Origin of the sequence: Paenibacillus sp. FSL P4-0081 (assembly GCF_000758565.1) — a bacterium.
GTDB lineage: Bacteria > Bacillota > Bacilli > Paenibacillales > Paenibacillaceae > Paenibacillus_AQ > Paenibacillus_AQ phytohabitans.
The window spans coordinates 330,449-356,386 of the sequence record NZ_CP009280.1 but is presented as its reverse complement, the minus strand read 5'-3'; the positions used below and the strand labels follow the sequence as shown (position 1 = coordinate 356,386).

The following is a 25,938-nucleotide window of genomic DNA, read 5'->3' as shown; positions in this document are numbered from 1 at the left end:
TGAAATGTATAAGCTACGTCTCAATTTAATAGGAGGACTCAGAGGCTAATGCACCTGTCAGATATCCGCTACGAACGCTTCAGTAACAAGGACTACTCTACCGCCAGAGAATTATTAACCCAGGATGCGGAGACTGGCGCAGACCTCCTCCGGTTGCTTGATGAAGAACCGGAAACGTTTATTTGCGCTTTTATTAAGGATACACTTGTTGCACTGGCTCAAATGGAAGCGCCTGCACATCAGTCACATTTACAAGTGTTCGTCGCTCCCCGGTATCGCAGACAAAGAATCGGCACGGCGATGGTGCAGGCTGCCGAGACACAGTTGCAGGCAGGCGGAACCCGCGCGGTCAGCACCTCTTTTCGTTCCGTGGCTCCAGCATCTCCCGGGTTTGCCCGTAAGCTCGGTTACGCTCCATATTACTCACTTGTTTATATGCAGCGGACCGGCGGTTTCTTTGCTCAGGAGGAGGCTCCCGTAAGGCTGTATACAGATGAGGACTTTCTTCCAGCCCACTCGCTCTATGCCACTGCATTTCATGAAATGCGCGTCCGTGTCGGCTGCTTCCCGGATTCTGTAGTTGCCCAGCCTAATGAGGGCAGACGAAACGCCTGGAGAGCGGACGCGGAAGACCGGTTTGTCTATGAGTTCAATGGGGAAATCGCCGCTTACAGCCACCTTCACGGGAATGAAATCAGCAGTGTCAGCGTACGTTCAGACCTTCAGGGACGCGGGATCGGACGAGAGTTTGTGAAGTACCTATGCAATGAGATCTATCAGCGCGGCCATGCAACCGTCGTTCTGTGCTGTGTCGTTGGGAATGAAGCCCGGCAGCTCTATGACAGCCTCGGGTTTCAGGAGACGCATATTACGGAGTATATGAGAAAACCGCTGGGAAGCGTGTAAAAGGTCTGCACCAATTAAGAGTCTACAAAAGCGTTCTGCAACGAAGTTCTAGAGACCAGTTGCGGACTAAACCCTCTGGAGGTCTGGTCGCTTGGCTAAATGAATGACCACAAGTTGTAATCCACAATCCAATAGAGAACGGAGCGGTAAACAGTATGAGTAACCTGGGATCACGGAATATCAGTGTGGTAACGTTGTTCGTTGAGGATCTGCCTGGCACCATGGGATTCTATCAGGAGGTTTTTGGTCTTGAAGAGGTGTACGCGGACGAGAATTCGGCCGTCTACGATTTCGGCAATATGAGCATCAATCTGCTGCACATCTCTGAAGCTCCCGGGCTGATTGAGCCCGCTGCCGTTGCCGGCCCCGCCTCCGGATCACGGTTTCAGTTCACAATCCGCGTGGAGGATGTAGATGCGGTATGCACAGAATTAACTGCACGCGGCGTAAGCCTGCTGAACGGACCCATGAACCGGCCTTGGGGCATCCGCACAGCCAGCTTCGCAGACCCGGCAGGACATATTTGGGAGGTTGCTCAGGAGCTGGTATAAGCTGAGGCTACGGATGGACAAATCAAAGCATTCCCGGTCAGGAAAAGCTCTGCCGGTTTCTCTACAATGAAATTGAAAGGAGAGGTGAGGATTTGGAAACGATCCGATTGCTTCAGCAGGCGATTGATTATGTGGAGCAGAACTTGAGCTCCGCCATAGGAGTTGAGGATATCGCCGGAGCAGCGATGACTTCGAAATACCATTTTCAGCGCATGTTCCATGCCTTGACGGGCTTCACCGTTACTGAATATGTACGCAACAGGCGGCTTACCTTAGCGGCGGAAGAGCTGGCCGGAACGGACAGCAAGGTGATCGATATCGCGCTTAAATATGGTTATGAGACACCGGAGTCCTTCGCCAAAGCGTTCCAGAGAATGCATGGGGTAACCCCGCAAATGGCGAGAAAAAAGAACGTGAAGCTCAAGTCGTTCCCCCGAATCTCCTTTCAAATTCAGATCAAAGGAGAAACCGAAATGAATTACCGGATGGTGGAAGAGAAGGGTTGCCGCGTCATTGGAAAAGAGGTGATCGTTCATAAGGATGCTTACACAGAAATACCTGCATTCACGGAGAAAATCTGGAAGGACGGGACGCATGACCGGATTAACGAATTAGCCGGAAGACCCGCAGGTTCGCTGCTGTTCGGCTATTATTACGACTTCAGCGAGGACGGAACCAAACGTTATCTGATGGGAATCGAACTGCCGGAAGGACAAGAGGTCCCACAGGAGCTTGACACCCTGACTGTACCTGATCAGACTTATGCCGTATTCGATAGCCGTGATACTTTTCCGGATGACGCGGAGATAGGACTGGAGATTCTGAATGTGTGGCGGAGAATTTATTCCGAATGGTTCCCTTCGGCAGGCTTTGAGCAAGTGGAAGGACCGTGCATGGAGAGATACTACTGGACCGATGACAGCCATGAAGAATCGATCTGCGAGGTTTGGATTCCGGTGGCTAAGAAATAAAATGCTTTGGACCTGATTATATATATTTGACAGAAAACTATAAGTCTATATTTCAGCGGGAAATGCTGTTAACCTGAGGGTGCACCCGGCCGGGAGACGCTAAAGCACGAGATGAGGTTAGGTTACGTATGGTCAGTCAAGAACTGCTGGTCCAAGCTGCAGACTCCTTTGGTTTTGATGTGAAGACTTTGGTCTTCATCAGCGACTCTTGCAATGAGGTATACCGGTTTACCCTACACAATCAGCCTTACATCTTACGATTATCTGCGAAACCCCATGCATATAATGCACAAATAAAAGCTGAAGTAGACTGGGTCTGTTATCTGGCACAGAACGGTGTGCGCGCCTCCCTTCCTGTTCACACCTCGGATGGGCAGCTCACTGCTGTTTGCAGACATCAGGAACAGCGTTTTATTGCTACAGCCTTTCATATGGCACCCGGACGTTTTTTTGATAAAAGCAATCCGCAGCTGTGGGGCCCCCCGATATTCAGAAAATGGGGAGAAGCCATGGGGCAAATGCATCTGCTTACCAAGTCCTATCCTGCTGCAGACGTTGCCGAAAGAAGAGCTGACTGGGGAAAGTGGCATATTAATAATCCCAATCTGAACCAGGGTCGTTACCTGATCCTGCTGGATAAGTTGAAAGCCCTGGAGGATTCAATCTCCAATTTGCCCAAAGATGCTGCATCGTATGGATTGATCCACAATGATTTCCATCCATATAATTTCCACATCGATAATGGTGAGATTACGGTATTTGATTTCGATGACAGCATCTATGGCTGGTATGCGCTTGATATTGCCATTGCAGCAACTCATGCCGTATGGTGGGGCTCCCCGGCGGATGACCGGCATTCCAAGCATGAGTTTGCTGAACGATTCTTAATTGAATTCCTGTCGGGATACTCCAGGTATAATGTTCTCGCCAGTTACTGGATTCAGCAGATCCCCATGTTCATGGACTACCGGAATATATGCTCTTATTTCTGGTGGCTGAGCAGCTGGGACGGGGATGAGATTCGGCTGTCTGAAGCTCAGCAAGCTGCAATTGCCCATGCCGTTCATCTTATTCAGAGTGGCCAATCGTTCGGTGGCTGCGATATCAAATTATAGCTTGGCAGAAGCCTGTTCACTGAGTTGTGATTAAGTGGAAAAACGTATCTTAATTTAGTTGTTTTAGCGGGTCCGCGGCAAATAAATGGATAAACGGCATTTAATTTCGAGCTTTCCTCGGCTTTGGCTTATATGAAGAAATTTAAGTGCTGTTTTTCCAACTGTTGTTTTAATAGGCGCTCTTCGATAATCAGCAAGTGGAGAAAATCCAACTGCTATGTTTCCGGACGATTCAATGTTCGCCCGTTCCCGTCTATACTTTAAAAAGACCCTCCGGAAACAGCCATAGCGGCGGTTTTCGGAGGGTCTTGCCAATGTGATTGCTGCGGCTTACGCATGCAGAAACTCCAATATATCTAATTATCGTTGTTATCCGATGTTATTATACCACTGCTTCCTGAATCTTAGCATCTATAGGACCCTCTGCTGCCGGCGGGTTCTTTTTCTTCATATAGTCGGAATAGTAGGCGGTTATGATTGGAACCAGAATGGACGTTACGATAACCGAGGCGGCTACCAGCGCCGTGGCTGTCTGGGCTGCGGGCAGGAACTCCGGCTTCATATTCGCCACCAGCATAGGGTTGGCGACAGCAGCTCCGGCAGTACTGGAGGCAGCAAGTCCGGCGGTGCCGTTACCGCGGCCGATGAATTTGTCGGCCAGGATCAGCGGAACGCCTGTAATAATGATAACCACTACGCCAAGCAGAATACCAAGCAGCCCAGTGTCAACGATAACGCCGAGGTCAATCGAGCTCCCCAGTGCGAAACCGAAGAACGGAATAAGGGTCTGGGTGGCTTTGCCGAAATAAGCACGCAGGTCATGATCCAGGTTACCCAGGATGAAGCCGATCAGGAACGGAAGCACAGCGCCGATGAAGAGATGCGGTTCGAATACGGCAACACCGGTGCTGCCCAGAATAAGCATCGTTACAAGCGGGCCGGATTCAAGTGACATCAGCACGAATGCTCCTGATTCTTCTTTGGTACCATACTGCTGCATGATGGAAGCGTACAGGCCGCCGTTGGTCATATCCATGGCGGAGATGATGGCGAGGACTGATAATCCGGCGAAGAAGCCGGTTTGCACACCGCCCTCAGGCAGGAACTGGATCGCGATCATAGCTACAACCCATGCTACAGCAATCTTGGTTAATACAAGCGTACCCGATTTGCGGAGTACCGTTCCGGTTGCTCTTACATCAATCGCTGCGCCCATACAGAAGAACCATACGGCCAGAATCGGCACAGTTCCTGTCATCAGGCCTTTGGTGAAGCCTCCGAAATATTCGCCTGCATCAGGAAAAGCGGTGTGAATGATCGCTCCCAGGAACAGTGGAACCAGCATCATTCCGCCGGGAATCCGATCTAATGTCTTTTTGATTTTCATATGATTACCATACCTCTCTTACTCATAATGAGTTTATATAATATTGAATATCATGCTTATTGTTCCTTATGAAGGCGCAGCAAACCAGCCCCAGCAAATCCCCGTTCACTACAATCCTGCTAGTCAGCAAGCGGGTTTCCTGAGATCACTTTGCCTGATGGCGCTTTCACATTTCGTACAGGTTACCTGCGGCTTAGTCCGAGCTCCGGAATCATTTTGGCGAATAAATCATCGCTTTCCTTAAGCTGTTTCGAGAAGGCTTTGCCGTCCTTCACCAGCAGTCCAAGTCCGTTCGACTTCATATATTCGCGGAAAGCCCTGTCCTCGGTCCCTTTGATAAATGCCCCGGCCAACACTTCCGCAATGGCATCCGGCGTATCCTTCGGCACAGCAAGTCCTCTCCATGTACTGGTGAAGTTCACATGTATTCCGGTCTGCTCTTCCAGAGTCGGCACATCCGGCAGCGCCTCTGAGCGTTTATCGGCGTTAACCGCCAGTGTCCGCAGCTTGCCTTCATCTACATACTTCTTCACCTCGGCGGGACTGACCGGCACCGCGTCCACGAATCCGTCCATCAAAGCGGAAACGGCTGGCCCTGCGCCTTCAAAAGGAATATGTGCAAACTTCACACCTGTCTCCCGTTCCAAGGTTACGGCGGCCAAATGCCAAATGCTCCCCGTTCCTGCGTTTCCCATTTTGAGTTCCTCTGGATGCGCTTTCGCAAAGTCGAGAAATTCATTTACGTCTTGCCATGGCGCGTCCTGTCTTACGGTAATGGCGGAAGGATCAAAATTCGTCTGTGCGATGGGTTTGAACTTCTCATAGGTAATCGGCAATAGTCCCAGATGGGGAAGAATCGTCAGCTCGGCCGGCAAAAAAGTGACGGTATAGCCATCGCCCTTGGCGCCCGCGCCTTCCATAAGTCCTACTGAGCCTCCGCCGCCCGTCCGGTTGACCACAATAATCGGCTGGCCCAGCACCTTCTCTGTCGCTTTGGCGAGTGCTCTTGCCGTGGTATCAGTTCCTCCGCCTGCCGCATAGGGCACGATCAGTGTAATCGGCCGCCCGGGAAAACCGGTGCTGGCATTCTTCTGCTCCGCATCGCCCGTCAGTTGAATGAAGGTTCTAAGGATTAGCAGAACTGCGAGTACTGATGCTGCCCAGATTCCTAGTTTGGTTGTCCGCTTCAAAACCATCCCTCTTCTCTATTAACAGTAATCGGGCAGCCTGCTGAATCTTATGCTGGCCCTGCGCCCGCTGCTTCACCCCCGAATTCTCTGAGCATCAGCCGCCCTTCCGGGGAGCTGTGAAAGTTTTCTCAAATAGAACTTTATCGCATTCGGGGGTGTTCCTTCAATCGCATAATCTTATTCTGAATCCTCAGAAACGCCGGAATGGCGCGGTTTTGGCCGATCTGCATACTCTTTGGAAGATTTGCTGTTCTCCCGGAACTTGCCCGGAGTCGTTGATTTAATCTTACGGAATACACGGATGAAGCTGTTCTCATTCTGGTAACCGACCTGCAGCGCAATATCGGCGATCCGCAGGGTGCTGTCCTGCAGCAATTCACAGGCTTTATCAATTCTGAGGTTGGTCAGATAGTCATACACGGTTGTTCCGGTCTCTTCCTTGAAGATCGTACTCACCGAGGACACCCCCATATTCACATGGGAGGCGATATCCTGAAGTCCGATATTGAACTGCAGATTCTCTTCCATATACTTGATGAGATTCTGTACAAGCAGGAATTCCTTCGATTGCCGGTGTGCTCCGAACGCACCGGCCATATGAATAGCAATGCTGCATAGCATGTCCTCAATCTCATGAAGCTCCATCGTCGACACCTGATGCCAGGTGTAGTCAGCCAGCTCGGCAGGCAGCGGGTATCCCCCGGCCGCCGTTATATGCAGAATTTCCTCCAGCAGGTCATCGACGGTGCGGAATACTTTTTGCGGCTGAATTCCTTTCTTGCGGGTCTCAGCCGACCATCTGCGGATCCACTCCTGCGCAGCCTGGGCGTCGGAAGACTTCAGGGCACTCAGCATCTCCTGCTTCCAGGCATCATCAGCCGCCCCGCTGCTCTCTTCATATTTGTTCTCCGCATGTGAATACACACGGACATGGGCATAACCTTCATATAACCGGTAGGATAGAGCCAGCTGCGCCTCTGAATAGGAACGCGGCACCTGGGCAATCGCCCCGGCCTGCTCGCCGATGCCAATGGACACTGATATATTCAGCACTTCAAGAATAAGGTCGGCCAGCTTACGCGCCTCTGTATATAACGGCTTCTCTTCGCCGCCTTTGGCCTGCAGCAGGATGACCAGACTGTCCTTCTGCGGTGCCGCGATGACGGACCGCCACGAAGCTTCGAAGTATTCGTGCACAATGTTGATCATTGCGTACTTGAGCAGCAGCTGATCTTCTTCTATGAACCCCGCCGCCCATTGGGTATGACGGTCAATAGACAAGGCGAGCGTCTCGAACGGACCTTCCGTCCAGCCGCCAAAATAATGTTCAAATTTCGTCTGCGTCTCCTGGGTGCCGATACTTCGCGTAATCAGATCCTGCACGAACTTGGAACGCAGCTCCGGCAGGCTCCAGTCCGCAACCAGCGATTTGCTCTGGAAGTCACCGACCAGCTTGCCGATAACCGGCTCCAGATCATACAGACCGCCTTGCCCGGCCGCCTTCTGTTCGGGAAGCAGCAGCTTGTTAATCCGCTTGAGCGGCCGGAAGGCCGCAAAATTATAATAATAAATAGCGGATAGACCTACGGCGATCGAGATCAGGGACAGCATCAGCATCATATTGCGCGCGATCTTCACATTCTTCAGCAGCTGCTCCATCGGTACCAGCGAAATCAGCCGCCAGCCGGTCACATTCGAGAAGGTCTGGTTGGCCATATAGGCCTGTCCGCCGATCCGGACATGGGCAAACGGGCTGACATCAATATCCTCCAGTACATTCTGCATGTCCGCCAGCGGGAACGGAAGGTTCAGCTTGGGATAGATCAGCTCCCCCTCCAGGTTGTACACCAGCTGATAGTTCGAGAGATGGGTATACATTTTGGAGAAAAGCATATCGTAATCGAGATCGATCAGCACCGCGCCGGTCACTTCCCCGTTCTCTACAACCGGCCGGGCCAAAGACAGCAGCTCTGTTTCTCGGAGACGGGAGTCGGTGCCGGTGTACAGCCTTCTTTTGATCAGAAGCGGCTTCTCCTTAATCTCCCCGATCCAGGACTCCCAGGCATGCTCCGGCGCATGCTCCCAGGAGGATACGTAGCCGTAGCCGCTCGAGAGGACGGAATGATCCTTGAACTTGATCACGCTGATGGCATGCACATCCGGCTCTGTCGCCAGCGTCTTGAGATATTCCTGCGGCTCTGCGGCAATGCCGGCATTGTCCCCGGTAGCGGCTTCTATATATTTCAGTACAGCCGGGTGAAAGGATAAATCGACCGCTTTGTTATCGGATTCGCGGAAGGCCCGGTTCGTCACATCTACGTTAATCTGCAGCAATTCGACATTCGGTGTATTAAGCTCGGTATCCAGTGCGTTGCGGTACTCTCTATAGGAGAATAACCCGATCAAAGTGATCAGAAGTGATACTCCTGCCGTCAGCATCAGAATGAGCCGGTTTTGTTTGTTGTTCAGCAGATATTTCAATTTAAATCGCAGCATTGCCTTAGCTTCATCCTTCCGGCGTTCTCTCTTGGTCCAGACCTTAGAGTAGCATGTTCACCTATACTTCAATATGGAGCATGTCATACCCTTTAAGATTTTAAGCATTTACGGATAAAATACACAGAAATGATATAATGAAAGGAATGATTCAATCCGAAACGGCGCTGCCGTCCTGTTTGCAGGGGCAGTACTGTTTCAACACCAATCTGCTACAGGAGAACGATAGCGATGCAGCCAAATTATGCCATGGATGATGCCGGATGGGACAACCTTATCTCGGATGTGGCCCGGATTTTTGATGATCTGACCCTTAAACGGGGGTTTCAATATTATAAACAAAAACGCGTGCATGCCTTCCAGATGAGGACGGACAGGAAAATCATGTCAATCGTTGAAGGCCGGGAAGATTATATGGTTGCCGTTGAGCTGGAGCATCTGCTGGAGAGCCGCTGCGACTGTCCGGTATCCGGCCCGTGCAAGCATATGGCCGCTGTGCTGATGTACTACGCGGAGCTTCAGGGCAAACCTGTACATTCGATTGCCAATGCCAAGGCACTTGTGGACATTCCCAAGATCCCTTCTGCCCCTGCTCAAGGAGTTCCGGGACGGCGCGGGGAACAGCTGAAGAAGCTGGAGGCGCTTATTCCAGAGGCCACTGTGCAGCAGTGGCGTGAATATATGGCACTCCTCATAGAGCCCCTGGCCCATACCGTGCGAAATCCGCAGTATGCCGACCGGGCGCTGGCCGCCATCTCCGGGGTCCGCCCCAAGCTGTCTCCCGCTGCCGCCCAGCTGTTCAAGCTTCATACTCATCTCTGTGTGCTGGAAAGCTTAGTTAAGCCTGGAGGACAGCCGCTGGCGGCGAACCTCTCCTCACTTGGTTATTCTGTCGGCTACTATACTTCAATTGCGATTTCCGAGCTGCAAAAGCATATCACGGACATGATGAAGAAAGGCCTGCCGCTGGCGGAGGCCCCTGAAGAATGGCCCAGAGTATACGATACAATCGCCTATCTGCGGGGCGAGATGCTGACGGAAGCCCGCGACCGTTCGCGGGATCAGCCCTACTTCTCTTACTGCTATACCCTGCTGTGGACCAATTGGATTACGCCGAATCTAAGCGGACCGGAGCTGTATGCCGAAGAGCTGGAGCATCTGCGGACGGCCGGACAAGCTCTGGGGGCTTCAGCCTCACGCCATGCCCTGCTGCTGGCTGAGAGCCGGATGTATTATTCTCTGCATGATGATGCCGCCGCTATGGAACAGCTGCGCGCAGCAGCCGAGCGGCCCGGACTGCACCCGGAGGAGCTGATAAGCTTCCTGGCCCCGCTGGCCGAAGCCCGGCAGTGGACACGCCTCACGGCATGGCTGGCAGAGATTGGCCCGCTGCTCAGCAGCCGGCTGTACAATCTGCAGGAGTACGCCGGGTACTGGGATGAAGCGGTCCGTCATCTGCCCGAAGCCGAGCCCCGGATGTGGGATACGCTGGCCGGTATGCTGCCGCTGTCGCGCGAGATCTATGAAGAGCAGCTGCTGACCTACGGCAAATGGCAGGAATGGATGGATATGCAGTTATCGGCCGGGCGGCAGCCTGCCGACTTCCGGGTCAGCGACCTGCAGCCGGTGGAGAAGAATGCACCGGAGCTGCTCCTGCCGTTCTATCATCAGGCTGTGGAACGATTCGTGCTGGACAAAAACCGGCACAGCTACAAAGCAGCGGTGAAGCTGCTGAAACGTCTGTCCAAGCTGTACAAGAAGCTGAAACGCGAAGCACGCTGGGAGGAATTCCTCGAAGCCTTCACGGACCGGCACAGCCGGCTGCGCGCTCTTCAGGAGGAACTGCGGAAAGGAAAACTGATTCCATGAACACAATGATGCGCAATATTACGGTCCAGCTCGCCTTAAGCCAGTATGGCGACGCGCTGATCTACGGTGTTGATGACCGGGATGATTATGTACCCGGCGTCCAGTTGAAGCAGATGCTGTTCGCCTGGCATGAAGAATCCTTCTATGGAACGGAGCTTACTACTTCGAAGGCGGATGAGGTCGAGCTCGTGGTGCTTCCTGCCGAGCAGGTGATTCCGTTCTTCGCCAGCCTGCGGCTGCTCCGGCATGTCGGCTGGAGCTGGCAGGGCGATGCCCAGCTCTTGAAGCGGCTGGCCCCGCTGCTGGCAGGAATGCTGGATAACAAGCAGTATGCACCCAGCTTCTCCGCCTTCCGGGAAGGCCAGCTCCGCTGGGCCTGGGAGGAGAAGGCGCTGGCGGAAGCCGCCGAAGGCAACTGGGACGATGCGGCGGCGCTGCATAGTCTTGAGGGACGCAGCGGGTTCGCCGAAGGTCTGCGGGCCGCCTTCTCTGCGGCGGTCTTCCAGCGCTATTACGGCACCGATGCGGAAGCCGGTGACCTGCGCAGTGAGTTCCCGCTGCTGTTCAGCGCGAGCCCGGGCAGTGCGGCCGGGATGGACGAAGACAGCTGGCTGATGTCCATCGGCTGGAAGGCAGACACCGCGCCGTTCCGGCCGGCGCTGCAGCTGCTTGAACCGGACGAAGAGCTGCCGCACTGGCGGCTCCAGCTGCTCCTGCAGGACAAGCGCGACGAGTCCGCGCTTGTGCCGCTGCGGCTCACCGGGGACGGCGAGCCGCATGGCCTGTGGCCCGCATCGTGGACAGAGCATGTCCACGAGCGCGCGGCCGGGTGGCTGTCACGGCTGCGTGACAGCCTTCCCGAGCACATCGGGCGCGGCGCCGATGTGCTGGCTGAACCGCTTAGCGACGCGGTCGCTTGGCGGTTCCTCACGGCCGACAGCCGGCTCCTGCTGGAGGCCGGCTGGCAGGTGCTGCTGCCGGCGTGGTGGGAAGCCGCCAGCCGCAGGAAGCCGCGCCTGCGCGCGAAGATCAGCTCCGGCACCGCCGAGGGCCGCGGGCAGTCGCTGTTCGGCCTCGATGCGCTCGTCGACTTCGACTGGCGCATCTCCATCGGCGACGCCGATCTCTCCGAGGCGGAGTTCGCCGACCTCGTTGCGCGCGGGGAACGCCTCGTCCAGTTCCGCGGCAAGTGGATTCCGCTGGACCCTGCGCTGCTGGCGCAGATTCAGCGGGCCATGGCCGGGATGGACAAGTCGCAGGGCTTGTCCTTCCAGGATGTACTGCAGCTGCACCTGCTAAATAGCGGTGCAGACGCGGACGCGGAGGAGGCCGAAGCACAGCGCGCCGAGGAGGAAGCAGCCCGCGTCCGGCTGGAGGTCGAGCTGAACGAGCATCTGGTCGGAATCATCGGCCAGCTCGGACAGCGCAGCCAGTGGCCGAAGCCGGAGGTTCCGGCCGGCCTCCATGCCGAGCTTCGCAGCTACCAGCATGAAGGCTATGCCTGGCTGGTATTCCTGCGCCGCTTCGGCCTCGGCGCTTGTCTGGCCGATGATATGGGGCTCGGCAAGACGGTGCAACTGATCTCCTACCTGCTCCACATGAAGGAGCAGGAGGCGGAAGCGGAAGCTTCCGGCGCACCGGTGGCCCGGCGGCAGACAGAGCCGGCCGGCTGGCCCTCGCTGATCATCTGCCCGACCTCCGTGCTCGGCAACTGGCAGAAGGAGCTGCAGCGTTTCGCCCCTTCCCTGAACGTGATGCTTCATTATGGAAGCAGACGGCTGGATGCCGGATATTTCTACGGCGCTGCTTCGCAGGCCGATGTGGTCCTCACTTCCTATGCTACCGCCGCGCTGGACCAGGAGTTGCTGAAGCAGTTCACCTGGGCGGCTGTATGCCTCGATGAAGCGCAAAATATCAAGAACGCCGGAACGAAGCAATCGGCCGCAGTGCGCAGCTTCCCGGCCCTGCACCGGATCGCCCTGACGGGGACACCGATTGAGAACAGGCTGTCCGAGCTGTGGTCGATCTACGATTTCATCACACCGGGTTATCTCGGCACTCCGAAAGGATTCCAGGACCGGTTCGCTAACGCCATTGAGAAAGAGCGGAATGCCGAAAAAACCGCAGACTTGCAGCGGCTGGTCAAGCCGTTCATGCTGCGCCGCAAGAAGAAGGACCCGGCCATTCAGCTCGATCTACCGGATAAGAATGAAATGAAAACCTACATTAATCTGACAGCAGAGCAAGCGGCGCTCTACGACCAGAACGTGAACAGCCTGCTCGAACGGATGCAGAAGCTGGAGGGCATTGAACGCAAGGGTGCCATTCTGGCCGCCTTAACCAGCCTTAAGCAGCTGTGCGACCATCCAATGCTGCTGACCAAAGAGGCGCTGCCCGAGCCGGAGGCCGGAGGCGTTCTGAACACCAGCGCCTTGATTGAACGGTCTGCGAAGCTGGAACGGCTGCTGGCGATGGTCCGCGAGCTGCGCGAAGAGAATGAGCGCTGCCTGATCTTCACCCAGTATGTCGGCATGGGCAAGATGCTGCAGGCTGTGCTTCAGCAGGAGCTGCAGGAACCGGTGCTGTATCTGAATGGCAGCACCCCGAAGAGCACCCGTGACCGCATGATTGAACGGTTCCAGGCCCCCGCACTGCCTGCCGGTGAAGCCGATGCCGCCTCCGGGTACCAGCCGTCCGATCAGCCGAATGTATTTATCCTCTCGCTCAAAGCGGGCGGTGTCGGCCTCAATCTGACCGCCGCCAATCATGTCTTCCACTTCGACCGCTGGTGGAATCCGGCGGTGGAGAACCAGGCCACTGACCGTGCCTACCGCATGGGCCAGACCCGGGACGTGCAGGTGCATAAGTTCATCTCGCTCGGCACGCTGGAGGAGAAGATTGACGAGATGCTGGAGAGCAAGCAGCAGCTCAGCGACGATGTGATCTCCGGCTCCGAGGGCTGGATCACCGAGCTGTCTACGGACGCGCTGAAGGATCTGTTCACGCTGCGGAGGGAATGGGTCGGTTAACGGAGTTCACCACTGCTCTGACATTCTAAAGGTTGCAGCCAGATTGTCCTCCCCGGCCAGTGAGCTGACCACCAGCGTGATTGGCTCCTGCTGCATGTCGTAGAGCAGCTGCTGATTTACCAGATTCACGGCAACATTCTGGTACGCACCCGATATGCCGGAGCCGATTCCTTGAGTGATGACCCTTCCGCCAGTAACTGCAGTACATGTATAGTTCACTTGCAGCGCCGTTTCAGTTACGGGAATAGCTGTAGTCGGCGTAGGATAGTTCACAAAGGCTCCGTTTACGCTTCCGCCGGCGATCACTTTATAGCGGATGGGGGTAGAGGCCAGAATCTCCAGTCCATCCGTTTTGATCTCGGCAGTCACCGCTTCAGGAATGGTCACTAAGGCACTTCTCCGGAAGCTGATGGCCGCGAAATCGCTATCAGTAACGGTGATATTGTCACGGAATTCCGAAGTGATCCGGCCTACGGCAATCGGCAGCATGGGAACGGGAATCCAGACCCCGCTGCTGTCAATCAGGAACACACGGACACGGACCTGCTCCTGTGAGTACACTACATTGAATTGGAAAAACGTCTGTGTCACATTATAGGTTTTGGTTACGACTTCCCTGTAATTCAACTCGAACAGCTCCTGGGCGAACAGCGTCGCCGGACTTACATCATTATTCAGCCCGGTTAAATAGACCACTCCTCTGGGGGTTCCATTGTTCACTACCTTCACGACAGCTTGACTGATAGGCCCTGCTCCCAAGGTAGGGTTCTTTGTTAACATGTTGGTTGTCAATACAGGCACAGCTCATCACCCTCCTATTAAAGCTATTTCATATATCATATGCCGAGCAGATTAGAAGTTTCTGGTTAATTGACAGCGGGAGACACTCCACAGCCCTCAGACGCTTCCGTAACTGGGCGCAGTTGCCATTTTATATCCGCTGTGCTAAAATCAACTTAACTTTTTTAGAACGGAGGGCTCAGTGTGATAGATTATATCCGGATTCGTAACTTACGCGGCTAATTACAGCTTCATAGCGCGAAAGCTCTGCCTTGTGCAGAGGACTCAGGATAGGTCTATCCATTTTTAGAGGCAGCCCATAGCTTGAACTTATACGCGGGACAACAGGATAATTTATAGCGTGAAGTCTATAATTTCCCTTGTATCTGAACGGAGAACCGAGGTTGCTCCGCCCGGCCCGGCGTATGCCTTTAGGAATTGCATCCCCATAGTGAATATACTGAACCGCAGCCCATGCCTGGCTGGAATAGAGAACTATTCCTCCCTGACGCTGCCGGTTCTTGGCTTCATATTATCTACGGGAGTGCCATAGCTGTAGAACTGTTATTGGTGTAACGGCTCTACAGGACCCTATTCTGTTGATCCTCACAATCCTTTTAGCACAGGCAGACTGCCTGTGCTTTTTTATGTCCAAATTTAACAATGGAGGTTGAACTATATATGGAATCCGTACAACAAAAAGCAGTCATCGTCGGTGTACAGCTGCAGAATGACAATAACTTCGATTACGCCATGGAGGAGCTGCGCAATCTGGCAGCCGCCTGCGAGATTGAGGTCGTGGCTGAGCTCAGCCAGAAGTCCAGCCGGGTGAACCCCTCGCATTATATCGGAACCGGCAAAATCCAGGAGCTGGCGCTGCTGATGGAGCAGCATGATGCGCCCATCGTTATCTTTAATGATGAGCTGTCGCCGTCCCAGATCCGTAATCTGGAATCAACGCTTGACCATCAGGTCATTGACCGGACGATTCTGATTCTGAACATCTTCGCGCAGCGTGCCAAAACCAAGGAAGCCCAGCTGCAGGTGGAAGTAGCGCAGCTGCAGTACATGCTTCCCCGCCTGACGGGCTTGCGCGAATCTCTGGGCAGACAAGGCGGCGGAGGCGGAACCGGCCTGAAGAACAGAGGGGCCGGGGAGACGAAGCTGGAGCTGGACCGCAGAAGAATCGAGGAGCGTATCTCCGTCCTCCAGACAGAGCTGCAAGCACAGGTCTCAAGGCGCCAGATTCAGCGTAAGCAGCGCCACAAGAATGAGGTGCCTGTCGTTTGTCTCGTAGGCTACACCAATACCGGCAAGTCGAGCTTAATGAATACGCTGGTGGAGACCTATCATCCCGGCTCGGGCAAAGGGGTCTTCGCCAAGGATATGCTGTTCGCCACTCTCGAAACATCAGTGCGCAGTATCGATCTGCCCGATCACAAAACCTTCCTGCTCACAGATACCGTCGGGTTCGTCAGCCAGCTGCCCCATCATCTGGTCAAGGCCTTCCGCTCGACACTGGAAGAGGTCACGGAAGCGGATCTGCTGATCCATGTGGTCGACATTTCCGATCCGCAGCATGAGCAGCATATGGCTGTAACGGATGAGACCCTGAAGGCGTTGGGCGCTGACGGCATTCCCACCCTGTATGCCTACAACAAAGCTGATCTGACGGACCAGCCTTATCCGCAGGTCCAGGAGAATTCTGTAACGCTCTCTGCGCTGAAGAACCGCGGAATTACCGAGCTTACGGCGCTGATCCGCAGCCGGATCTTTACCGATTATATTCAGTGTGAGATTCTGGTCCCGTTCGACCGGGGCAGCATTGTTTCTTACTTCAATGAGCATGCCGATGTGCAGTCCGTCAGCTATGAAGAGCAGGGCACACGTCTTAAGCTGGAGTGCCGGGCCGCCGATTATGAGCGGTTCCGGGGTGATTTTGTAGAGCTTTCGCAATAGAATCCTCTCTATGTAACAGGAGCAGGCCCCGGTAACTCTTACCGGGGCCTGCTCCTGCTGTTGTATATGGAAGCACCGGAAGCAGTGAATACTTCCGGCAGTAAACTCCTTAAAGACCCGCGGACAGCCGATCTGTCCGCCTTATTTTGCCGGACCGGGATTTAATTGAAGCAAGAACCCTCCGTCCCTTCCGCTGCTGCGGTTCACACGTAACCCGCCGTCATCTGTCATCTCCAGAAGCGGTTCAGCGTAAACCGCCTCTTCATGCTCCGGCTGTACCTCCAGTGAGAATACCAGCGCTGCCTGCTGTAAAGAGATGAAATCAATGCTTCTGCGCGGGCCTGTATAGAGAATCATATCGATATTTATGCTGTCTTCCGCGTTATGAATTTCCCACGCCCAGCTGCGCACCGCACCTGCATGCCCGCTGAATGCCGCGAACCAGGTCGTCAGGTTAAACGCGGTTCCCCCAATGATGATGCTCGCCCCTTCTTCCGTAGGCCCGGCGATGATCCCATCCAGGCACCCGCCAATCTCCAGCCGCAGCCGCAGATCTGCGGCCTCAATGATGCCGCCGGTCCGGTCGAGATTCGGATGAGTATCGCCGCCGTCCGTAATGAAATCTACACCGAACAGCAAATGTTCTGCTTCCTGCAGTGATTTGAAGCGTGCAGAGCAGTAGTCATAGCCGTCATGCAGGCAGCGGAGCCGGATATAGGCCGGCTGGCCATGATTGTCCGCATAGACCACCAGCGGCCGTCTTTGATTCCACAGATCACTATGTGTGAAGGAACCGATACTAAACTGCGGGGTCATATAGGTGACCGCCCATTTGCCGCCGTCCATTTGCCCCTCCCCTTCGCCTTCCAAGAGCTGCCTTACTTCCTTCGTCTCAGGAGACGTGAAGCCAGCCAGATAAGCAGGCGGGCAGTGGATGCCGCTCCTATACCATTCTTCCTCGTAGGGCAGCTCCTTCCAGGGGAAGAACTTCACCGCTCCTCCCGTCGCCATTTGCAGAAAAGCCTTGCTCTGCTCATTCAGCAGCGCCCCGTAACTGCGGGAATGCGGCCCGGACCACTGGGCCGTGGCCGGGTGATAATAGCCCGCGACGGTCTTCCAGGTCAGTTCAAGCAGTTCTCCGGTCAGTGCTTTGACCGTGCTGTCCGTGGTCTCGGACTGAAGCTTCGACAGCTCCAGAATGGCAATGTAGGTATAGACCGGACTGTTGTATTCCTGAAAAGCCCCATGCTCCATGGTATGGGCATGCAGCTTCCGAAGCCGCTCCAGACCGTATGCCGCATAATCCTCGCGTCCTAATTGCTCCCCGGCAATTCTCGTAACAAAAGCTCCGATAATCGCAATATTGGTATAGTCCGGACCCACATTCCGCCTGATAATCGCCTCGCAGGCATAATCAATGGAATGAATCATATCTTCCCGCAGGCCTTCCGGAAAGCGGTGGCCGTGGCGTGCGATCGCCTGAACCAGCCGGCTGCCGCAGAAATCGGCCCAGTTCCAGTCCGGAGGCGCCATCTGGTGCAGCGGCTCCTCATAGAACCAGGACCAGATCCCGAAGGTAGCATGGCTCCGGTCGGTATCCTGCAGGGAGATCACCTGCCGGATGATATCGAATGCCCGCTGTTCATAACGGGCCAGCTCCGTATCAAGCAGTCCGAGTGCATAGGAGAGTGAATCTCTGGTGGAATGGATGAACTCCGCCTGCTTCAGGGTCGTATGATAACCCGGGCTGCTGAACGGGGAACGCAGCATGCAGATGCCCGGATCATAACGGGACTCCAGTCCGGCCATTCTTTGAATCAGCAGCTGCAGATGGTTCATCTCTTTATTTACAGGCTCTGCGGTTTCCTTCACGGTCATCTTCCTCACTTTCCTTCAGAGTTCAGCGGAACCGTCTGCTGCGGGTGCTGCGGGTGCTGGTGATCCAGCGCCTCTGTCAACAGCTGCATCACCAGTCCCTGACCGTACAGCGCCGGATACCTCTCAATGGCGTTGTAAGCTTCTATTGAAGTCATTACCGGGGTGCCTCCCGAGACTCCCTGCACCTCACCGTCTTCACGGATAAGCGGCAGGATTCCTTCAAGCGCCTTTCCGGCACTCTCCAGAAAAGAGTCATCCAGCAGGCCGCCCTTAACCGCCTTGAGGAAACCGCAGGCGATGCCGGCGCTGGCTGACGTCTCCTGGTAATAATCCGGCCGGTCGAGCACAGTATGCCAAAGTCCATTATCTCCCTGAACCTGCCGCAGGGCGGAAGCGAGCGTACGGTAGCGGCTACTGAGCTCTTCCGGGACGGCAACTACGCGCCCGGTCTCTGCCACAATCTCGGGAACGGCCAGCGTAATCCAGGCGTTGGCCCGGGCCCAGCGGGCAGCCGACATATGGCTGCCGTCCCGGCAGTTCCAGCCGTGGAACAGCAGCCCCGTCGCCTGGTCCTGCAGCAGTCGCAGATGCAGCAGGGTCTGCTGCAGGGCGGCCTCTGCAAGCCCTCGGTCGCCGGTCAGCCCGGCAAGCCGTGCCAGGAACAGCACGGCCATATACACCGTATCCGCCCACACCTGCTCCGGGAAGTCTACAGCCTCCGTCACGGTATGCTCCAGCGCCCCTTCCCGGGTTCGCGGCGCAGTCTCCAGCATCCAAGCGGCAATTTCCTGAGACCTGCTCAGAAACCAGGTGTCCCCGGTCAGCCGGTACAGTCCAGGAAACAGCGCATATGGAGCCAGGGAGTTGATGACCCGAACCCCCTCTGCCTTACGCTTATTCCGGTTCACCCAGAGCAGCAGATAATCAATTACCTTGTCTGCGCCGGTGGCAGTTCCGTATTCCATCAAGGAGATTACACCGACACCGGGCACCCAGTCCCAGTGATGAATATCCATCCCCCAATTGCCCTGATGCCCGACGGAAATCATATATTCGAAGATAAGATCCAGCTTCTCTTCTAACTCCTGTTTTGTACTCAAAACGTCCGAAGCCTCCTTGAACCGTGATAATCCCCCTCGAAATCTGCTTTGACCGGAGAGTTGCCCTGAAACGGAATTTCGCCAAACAGCGCTTTGACCGTAAGCTCTACCGTATCCTCATGCAGCGAATAAGCATTCACCAGCGTATCGAGGAATGGAATATCCTGCAGCAAATACGGCGATGCAAAAGAAATGCCGACCGGCTTGATCGTCTCCGCATGCTGCATAGCCCAGATGGCCTTGGCCGCTTCGCCTACCGGACGGGCCGTATTCATCATGCCATGCAGCGGTAGGAAATACGGTGCAAAAGCAGCATCCCAAGATATCCCTGTCTGCTCCCATTGCTGCAGTGTAGTCAGCGGTTCGAATTCATCGAGGATATCGACCTGCAGCCCTCTGCCCTTAAGCTGCTCAACGAAGAGATTCATCCGCTCGTATTTGCGTCCCTCCGTCACCTTGTTCAGCATGATCACCAGCACCCGGCGGACCGTCTGCGGACTCAGGGGCAGCTGGCCGGTCCGGTTGCGGACCAGCGTAATGCAGCGCCCGGCAAGCGCCCGGCTTAATTGTCTAACCTGCCAGTCCAGCTCGGGCGGCAGCTTATCCTCCAGCAGCGGTAATGCCAGCCCGTCTTCTCCCGCAGCGCCGGTAAACTGCATTCCAAGCCGGGCTTTCATCTCCAGAATCCGCCGGACGCTGGCCTTCAGCCGTTCCCTGCTTACCCGCCCGTCCGCCACCGCCTGCTCCATCACCGCGAAGTATCTCACACCCGGCCAGAGCAGCACATCCGTGCCGCAATTGAAACAATCGATCATGCGCTTCTCATAATCTCCCCAGGCCAGAAACCCGCCCATATCCAGCGCATCCGACAGCACCACCCCATCGAAGCCCATTCGTTCCCGCAGCAGCTCCGTAGTGATGCGCTCCGATACGGTTGCAGGCACCGGCTTCACGGCAGTATCCCCGTCTTCGATCCAGGGAAGGGCAATATGGCCGGTCATATAGGACATCACGCCCTGATCGATGATTCTCTGAGCCACATGTCCATATGTGGAGAACCATTCCTCTTCAGATAAGCTGTTAATCGTAGTAATGATATGCTGATCCCTGTAATCCACCCCGTCGCCGGGAAAATGCTTGGCGCAAGCCGCGATGCCATAATCCTGCATCCCGCGCATGACGGCCGTAGACAGGCGTGCCGCCCGCCCGGCATCATCCCCGAGACAGCGAGTGGTAATGACGGGATTCATCCAGTTCAGCAGAAGATCAACCCCCGGTGCCAGCGCCCAGGTGAATCCGGCTGCCCGGCCTTCCATCGCTGTATATTTACCGTATTCATAAGCCAGCGCTTCATCATCGGCTGCAGCAAGGGCGAGAAGGGGCGGGAAGGCTGTGAGGCTTTTGACTGCAGAGCCGGCCCCGAATTCCAGATCACCGGAGAACAGCAGCGGGAACTTGCTGATTCTCTGCAGCATCACGGTCCAGTCCCGGTAATCCTCCGCTCTGCCCGCAGCCTTCTGAATGACCTCTCCGCCGATAAAGAAGCTGCCCACCGGATATTGTGCCAGATACCCGCGAAGAGCGTCCTCGTCGTCCCCCCTGAACGGCAGTCTGCCTGCATGATCCTGCATCGTCTGCCCGATAAGCTCCCGCAAGCTCATAGCCTCCAGCGTGCCCTCTACCCAGTCCTGCTCTTCCTTGCTTAGCGGCCTCTGCATAGTCCCGATTCCTCCCGGTAATTTCTATTCCAAGTGTAACGAAAAGCCGGACCGCTCTAAATAAAGTCAACTATAATATAAGTTCAAAATTCTATAATCCTCCCACAAAGCGGGGTCTTAGCTTCGGTGATTACTCAGACATTTGGCCGGGACTCTTAAATAAATTCTTATGCAAAAATAAAATCACCCTAACGGTGAATCAAGCCGGAGGGTATGCGGGGTATGCGGGGTATGCGGGGTATGCGGGGTATGCGGGGTATGCGGGGTATGCGGGGTATGCGGGGTATGTGACCTGTACAGCTAATGTAGATATTAGGGCCACCACACAATGCTCCACTCACACTATTTCCGAAGCAGCCTCCGTTGTAATCAATAGTACTAATGCTCCTTATTCCCTCCTGCTGCCCACTTCTAGCGGATTCAGGGGTACTAATACCCCTCATTCACGCCTGCTGCCCACTTTTAGCGGATTCAGGGGCACTAGTGCCACTCATTTACTCCTACTGCCCACTTCCGCGGATTCAGAGGGATTTATCCCTTTAATTTCCCCATGCCGCCCACCTTGGGTGGGTTCATAGGGATTTTTCCCTTTAACTTCCTCATGCCGCCCACCTTGGGCGGGTTCAGAGGGATTTATCCCTTTAATTTCCTCGTACCGCCCACTTTTGGCGGGTTCATAGGGATTTATCCCTTTAATTTCCTCATGTCGCCCACTTTCGGCGGATTCAGAGGGATTTATCCCTTTAATTTTCCCATGTCGCCCACTTTTGGCGGAATTAGAGGGATTTTTCCCTTTAATTTCCCCATGTCGCCCACTTTTGGCGGAATTAGAGGGATTTATCCCTTTAATTTTCCCATGTCGCCCACTTTTGGCGGAATTAGAGGGATTTATCCCTTTAATTTCCCCGTACCGCCCACTTTTGGCGGGTTCATAGGGATTTTTCCCTTTAACTTCCTCATGCCGCCCACCTTGGGCGGGTTCAGAGGGATTTATCCCTTTAATTTCCTCGTACCGCCCACTTTTGGCGGGTTCATAGGGATTTATCCCTTTAATTTTCCCATGCCGCTAACTTTCGGCGGAACCAGAGGGATTTATCCCTTTAATTTCCCCTTCCAGCCCACTTTCAGCGGATTCAGAGGGATTTATCCCTTTAATTTCCTCATGTCGCCCACTTTTGGCGGAATTAGAGGCACTTTTGTTCCCCATTCCCCTCCTGTCGCCCACTTCAGGCGGATTCAGAGAGACCCCTGACACAGGACACATTCGTCCTTCAGACGAATCTGCTCCAATTCCAAAGAAGCCTATCCTCTGTAGACGAAATATAGTCATTCCCCAGAAATAGAAACTCCCCGCGGCTTCACACTTCAAAGCACGCGGGGAGCATAAGTCTTCATTCGTGAGCCCAAGCCTGTGTATTCCGCCCGTCAAGGCAGACTGATGAGCAGGGTCTCACTTAATTTGTTATTCTCCTTGTTCATCTCGGCATACCGCCAGATATCATTCACAAAGAAGCTGATGGTGAAGCTGCCAATGGTTGGCACTGTCCAGCGGGGCGTTCCCTGGGCGCTGCTATTTGCTGTTAATGTGATCTCTTCACCCGGCTGGATCACGCTGGTGTTTGTGTCCGACCAGGATACAACCCCGCCATTTACCGAAAAGGCGCCGCCGGTGATCTGTCCGAGTCCGGTAGATGTGTTCAGCGGTGTAGGGCGGACGCCGATGTTCTTCACTTTGGCCCAGAAAATCAGCGAATCCCCCAGCTGCGGAGTGCTGTGCGCCGAAGGGCTGCCGTCGCTGTTCACGATATTCCAGCCGATATCCGTCACGGTCAGATCCGGCCCCGGCGCCGGCAATACCGATTCATAGCTCTGGAACTCCAGTCCGCTCACCATGACTTTTCCCTCGGTGCCTGTAATTTCAATCCGGTGCAGCCCGTACTCCAGGCCCGTCAGCCCGTAGACGATTTTATGATCCCCCTCAAGTCCGGCCTGCGGAATCACTATCGTCTCCATATATTCGCCGTCGACGTAGATGTCAGCACTGCCCATATCGCTTTTGATATCCGATCTCCAGCGGACGCCAGTGCCGTTAAAGCTAAACCCTGCCAAAGCATCCGGTCCATAGGTCACATGGGAGACCCCATTCGGCGCGGTCTCGAACCCGGTATAGTCGATGTAAGCATGGTTATGCGCAACCGGGTACCACGCGGAGACCGGAACATATAGCCCCTCTTCCAGCCTGAAATAATCGATATTCGCCCCGTTTCCTGCCGAGGTGAAGCTGATTGTGTTATAGCCCGCCTGGAGCGTGATCCCATACTGCCGCGCGGTTATATTGGCAGTCCAGCTTCCCGTAGAGGGCAGCGTAACCGTGGACTGTTTCACTCCGTTAACGAGGATATTTTTCTTCGATTCCTGATTGGAAGCGTATGCAATAGTTAAGGTGTAGCTGCCGCCGTTCGTGGAATAGAAGCCCTGAATGGCCAGACCCCCGCCATGTGTCTGCTCGACCACCTTCCCTCCCGAGGCGCTGCTGTTATTACTCACCTTCAGCGGCAGGGCAAACGAGGTGGCCTCCGCCTCGAATTTAGCCGGATCTCCCGTCACATGCGGCGTAACCGGCATGACCGGTGTGGTTGCGGATACGGCTGCAGTCAAAGGTGATACATTGCCGGAGTCATCCACAGCCTGCACCTTGTAGCTGTAGGTAGTCTGTGGCGCTACGGTATAGTCACTCCAGAAGGTAAGGCGTCCAGGAACATTAATTACCGGAGCCGTCCCGTTGTCACGGTACACGTTGTAGCTGACGACCGCATCATTATCTGTGGAGGCATTCCAGGTCAGCCTGATTTGCTCATGGCTTACGGCCAGTGCTGCCGGACTGGCCGGAGCGGATGGCAGAGTACTCTCCTGCTCATCCAGAATATACTGGACAGTCTCCCCGGCACCCAGCGAAACCGTAAGGGTAATATACGGTGTTGCTGTCAGCTGAACCCGGGAGTAGGCCGCAGCATAGGTATCTCCTGCACCGAAGCGTTCCCCCGTATACGTTCCGCTGGACGGCATCGCAACCCGCACCTGCATCGTTACCGGCGATTTCTCAAAGTTGACGAAATTCAGCAGAATTTTATCGGACGAAGCGCCGATGGCCGTAACCCCCAGCGCCGAGGTATCCACTGCGCGGAAATATGCCTTTTGCCCGGTTAATGCAGACGCATTGAGAACTTCGTAGCTGAGCGGGCTTCCATGGGTCGCATAGGCGGCGGCCAGTCTGCGGAACGTCTTCAGCCGGGTCTCCCCGGACTCGTTGATATTGGCCGGCACTGCTGCCGTATCCTCATAGCGGTGCGTATTCCAGTTAATCGCGGAATCGAACAGCCCAAACTCCGTCCCGTCATTAAAGAAGGCGGCATGCTGCATAATATGATCTACATAGCCGATATCCCCCCGCAGCTCCCGGTCAAAAGCAGAGGCGAACCTGTACGCATACGTGCCATATTTCGTATTGTCGGAATGATTGTCGTTGCTGCCGGTCTCGCTCATCGCCATTTCTTTGCCGAAGCCCTCATCCGCTTCGCTATAGACACGCAAATTCTCATACAGGCTTCCGCCCGGCAATGGCTGAACCCCGGTGCCGCCATAGCTGTGTCCGTTGGTCACATCCGACAGCGCTTCAATCGCCTCCCGCTGGCTGGCATCCCGCTCCCAGCCGTCAGGCGTTCCGTTATACGGCCAGTACGCCCAGCCGGGGGCAACAATCTTCAGGTACGGCTGGCTATTGGTCTGCCGCTCCTCATCCATCAGCTCATGAAGCGCAAGCACCGCCTTCTGTGCCCAGCCGAATAATCCCGGCTCATTGCCCGTTTCCGCATACTGGTACAGATCACCGAATTTGCTGACGAACCCGGCATAATAGCTCCGCAGCGCTGAGCTGATGGTTCCGGCGGCCAGCTCACTATTGCTCTTCCAGTTCCCGCCGATGATATTGACCATCGGCTCCAGATTAAGGTCGCGCAGCGTCTCCAGATAAGTCCGCCCCAGCGGGTCCCAGCCTGCGCTGGTATCGGACCAGAAGGAGGTGCGCATCCAGTTGCCGCTGTAAGCAATGCCCAGCCACTTGGTCATTGGCGCCAGATGACGGATTGCATTCTCGTCATACCTGAAGGTGGATGCGGCAATTGTGCTTCCAAGATGAATATACCGCCCGTGTATGGGCTCGGCGGCCTGCTCCTCCAGCGCATCCAGCCTGAAATAATCCCACTCAAACCACAGATACCTGTCCCCGTCATAACCGGGAGACTGCGGATCTGCGTATAAACCCCGGTCAACGGTGAGCTTAAGCTCATTCTGTCCTATCTTCAGCTGTTCTTTGGGAATGTAGAGCTTATAGGTCTGCTTCCATGTACGCGTAAGCGGGGTCTCTCCATCATTCAGGCCGGTAATCTGAATAAGCCCGCTGAAGCTGCCGTTTGCGAAGACGGCCAGCTGCGGAATTGCGGTGCTTGCATCTATAACTTTGAAGCTGAACTCCACGCCGTAGAGAGGGACTCCGGTTAAATTAAAGGTGAGATTCATGGTACCGTTGTGGTCTGCTTTCATGCCCTTGGAGAGGGTATTCCAGCTCATGGGATTTGCGGGGAGGGTAATATTCTCACTGTACACATCTTGAAATACCGTAAATTCTGCCGAGCTGTTATCCTGCTCCCCTACCTGCCAGAGCAGCGTGGGCGGCTGATAGATATCCTCTGTGACTGTCCTGCCATAGGAAGAATCAGCGGCAGTTAGCGGCAGCACCGCAGGTGACTTCATTATTTCTTGCACAGCAGTCAGTGCCGCTGGCGATCCGGCGGATAGAATTCGCCCGCCAGGCGCCAGAACGGACATCAGCACCAGAACAGTAATGAGCAACTTGCCTGTAATCTTCTGTTTTCGCACATTAACACCCTCTTCTTGAGAATAAGATAAGGGCTCCCCAAATGCTGGTTCAGC

Annotated in this window: 15 protein-coding genes; 7 read left to right on the top strand and 8 right to left on the bottom strand. The window is 54.9% G+C overall.

Translation table 11 applies throughout. The annotated features are described in order from the left end of the window. Nucleotides 1–48: 48 nt before the first annotated feature. From P40081_RS01635 to P40081_RS01620, 4 genes are all read left to right on the top strand, one after another. On the top strand, nt 49–906 hold the full coding sequence (locus P40081_RS01635) for a GNAT family N-acetyltransferase (protein ID WP_042132863.1): 858 nt from the start codon (nt 49–51) through the stop codon (nt 904–906). Between the two features lie 155 nt (nt 907–1,061). Beyond that, a complete protein-coding gene (locus P40081_RS01630) occupies nt 1,062–1,457 on the top strand; it encodes a VOC family protein (protein WP_042132861.1) in 396 nt (131 codons plus the stop codon). A gap of 92 nt (nt 1,458–1,549) precedes the next feature. Continuing rightward, nucleotides 1,550–2,428, top strand: coding sequence for an AraC family transcriptional regulator (locus P40081_RS01625; RefSeq protein ID WP_042132859.1), 879 nt, complete (start codon nt 1,550–1,552; stop codon nt 2,426–2,428). 128 nt (nt 2,429–2,556) lie between these two features. After that, nucleotides 2,557–3,543, top strand: a complete 987-nt coding sequence (locus tag P40081_RS01620) for a phosphotransferase enzyme family protein (protein ID WP_042132858.1) — start codon at nt 2,557–2,559, stop codon at nt 3,541–3,543. Nucleotides 3,544–3,925: 382 nt separating this feature from the next. On the opposite strand, the gene kdgT is transcribed toward P40081_RS01620, so the two are convergent. From kdgT to P40081_RS01605, 3 genes are all read right to left on the bottom strand, one after another. After that, on the bottom strand, nt 3,926–4,930 hold the full coding sequence (gene kdgT / locus P40081_RS01615) for a 2-keto-3-deoxygluconate transporter (RefSeq protein WP_042132857.1): 1,005 nt from the start codon (nt 4,928–4,930) through the stop codon (nt 3,926–3,928). A gap of 182 nt (nt 4,931–5,112) precedes the next feature. Continuing rightward, nucleotides 5,113–6,126, bottom strand: coding sequence for a tripartite tricarboxylate transporter substrate binding protein (locus P40081_RS01610; RefSeq protein ID WP_042132856.1), 1,014 nt, complete (start codon nt 6,124–6,126; stop codon nt 5,113–5,115). A 171-nt stretch (nt 6,127–6,297) separates the two neighbouring features. After that, nucleotides 6,298–8,616, bottom strand: coding sequence for a helix-turn-helix domain-containing protein (locus tag P40081_RS01605; protein WP_042132855.1), 2,319 nt, complete (start codon nt 8,614–8,616; stop codon nt 6,298–6,300). Nucleotides 8,617–8,847: 231 nt separating this feature from the next. Here P40081_RS01605 and P40081_RS01600 point away from each other — a divergent pair, with 231 nt between their 5' ends. Together P40081_RS01600 and P40081_RS01595 are read left to right on the top strand one after the other, a co-directional pair. After that, a complete protein-coding gene (locus tag P40081_RS01600; RefSeq protein ID WP_042132854.1) occupies nt 8,848–10,485 on the top strand; it encodes an SWIM zinc finger family protein in 1,638 nt (545 codons plus the stop codon). Further along, nucleotides 10,482–13,514, top strand: a complete 3,033-nt coding sequence (locus P40081_RS01595; RefSeq protein WP_042132853.1) for a DEAD/DEAH box helicase — start codon at nt 10,482–10,484, stop codon at nt 13,512–13,514. Before P40081_RS01600 ends, P40081_RS01595 begins: the two co-directional genes overlap by 4 nt. Before the next feature lie 6 nt (nt 13,515–13,520). Here the strand turns inward: P40081_RS01595 and P40081_RS01590 are convergent, their stop codons facing one another. After that, entirely contained in the window at nt 13,521–14,315 is a 795-nt protein-coding gene (locus tag P40081_RS01590; protein ID WP_042132852.1) for a hypothetical protein, read from the bottom strand. A 660-nt stretch (nt 14,316–14,975) separates the two neighbouring features. On the opposite strand from P40081_RS01590, the gene hflX reads away from it, so the two are divergent. Then, nucleotides 14,976–16,253: a GTPase HflX gene (gene hflX, locus P40081_RS01585; RefSeq protein WP_042132851.1), complete on the top strand. Its 1,278-nt coding sequence runs from the start codon at nt 14,976–14,978 to the stop codon at nt 16,251–16,253. A gap of 141 nt (nt 16,254–16,394) precedes the next feature. Here hflX and P40081_RS01580 read toward each other — a convergent pair whose 3' ends face one another. The 4 genes from P40081_RS01580 to P40081_RS36115 all read right to left on the bottom strand — a co-directional run bounded on the left by P40081_RS01580 (nt 16,395) and on the right by P40081_RS36115 (nt 25,884). Next, nucleotides 16,395–18,131 carry a DUF8769 domain-containing protein gene (locus tag P40081_RS01580; RefSeq protein ID WP_042132850.1) on the bottom strand — a complete coding sequence of 579 codons (1,737 nt, stop codon included), beginning with the start codon at nt 18,129–18,131 and terminating at the stop codon, nt 16,395–16,397. A gap of 5 nt (nt 18,132–18,136) precedes the next feature. Further along, nucleotides 18,137–19,231, bottom strand: coding sequence for a glycoside hydrolase family 88 protein (locus P40081_RS01575; RefSeq protein WP_231575265.1), 1,095 nt, complete (start codon nt 19,229–19,231; stop codon nt 18,137–18,139). Beyond that, nucleotides 19,228–20,949 (bottom strand): glycoside hydrolase family 3 protein, encoded by a 1,722-nt coding sequence (locus tag P40081_RS01570; protein ID WP_042132849.1) that lies wholly within the window; start codon nt 20,947–20,949, stop codon nt 19,228–19,230. The genes P40081_RS01575 and P40081_RS01570 overlap by 4 nt, the downstream gene beginning before the upstream one ends. Nucleotides 20,950–22,374: 1,425 nt before the next feature. After that, a complete protein-coding gene (locus P40081_RS36115; RefSeq protein ID WP_052421628.1) occupies nt 22,375–25,884 on the bottom strand; it encodes a carbohydrate-binding domain-containing protein in 3,510 nt (1,169 codons plus the stop codon). Nucleotides 25,885–25,938 lie beyond the last annotated feature (54 nt).

Excerpts from the sequence above, each read along its gene's own strand:
- P40081_RS01620 (WP_042132858.1), top strand. The coding sequence starts at position 2,557 with ATGGTCAGTCAAGAACTGCTGGTCCAAGCTGCAGACTCCTTTGGTTTT.
- P40081_RS01580 (WP_042132850.1), bottom strand. The coding sequence starts at position 18,131 with ATGACCGTGAAGGAAACCGCAGAGCCTGTAAATAAAGAGATGAACCAT.
- P40081_RS01570 (WP_042132849.1), bottom strand. The coding sequence starts at position 20,949 with ATGCAGAGGCCGCTAAGCAAGGAAGAGCAGGACTGGGTAGAGGGCACG.
- P40081_RS01605 (WP_042132855.1), bottom strand. The coding sequence starts at position 8,616 with ATGCTGCGATTTAAATTGAAATATCTGCTGAACAACAAACAAAACCGG.
- P40081_RS01630 (WP_042132861.1), top strand. The coding sequence starts at position 1,062 with ATGAGTAACCTGGGATCACGGAATATCAGTGTGGTAACGTTGTTCGTT.
- P40081_RS01610 (WP_042132856.1), bottom strand. The coding sequence starts at position 6,126 with ATGGTTTTGAAGCGGACAACCAAACTAGGAATCTGGGCAGCATCAGTA.
- P40081_RS01600 (WP_042132854.1), top strand. The coding sequence starts at position 8,848 with ATGCAGCCAAATTATGCCATGGATGATGCCGGATGGGACAACCTTATC.
- P40081_RS01635 (WP_042132863.1), top strand. The coding sequence starts at position 49 with ATGCACCTGTCAGATATCCGCTACGAACGCTTCAGTAACAAGGACTAC.
- kdgT (WP_042132857.1), bottom strand. The coding sequence starts at position 4,930 with ATGAAAATCAAAAAGACATTAGATCGGATTCCCGGCGGAATGATGCTG.
- P40081_RS01595 (WP_042132853.1), top strand. The coding sequence starts at position 10,482 with ATGAACACAATGATGCGCAATATTACGGTCCAGCTCGCCTTAAGCCAG.
- hflX (WP_042132851.1), top strand. The coding sequence starts at position 14,976 with ATGGAATCCGTACAACAAAAAGCAGTCATCGTCGGTGTACAGCTGCAG.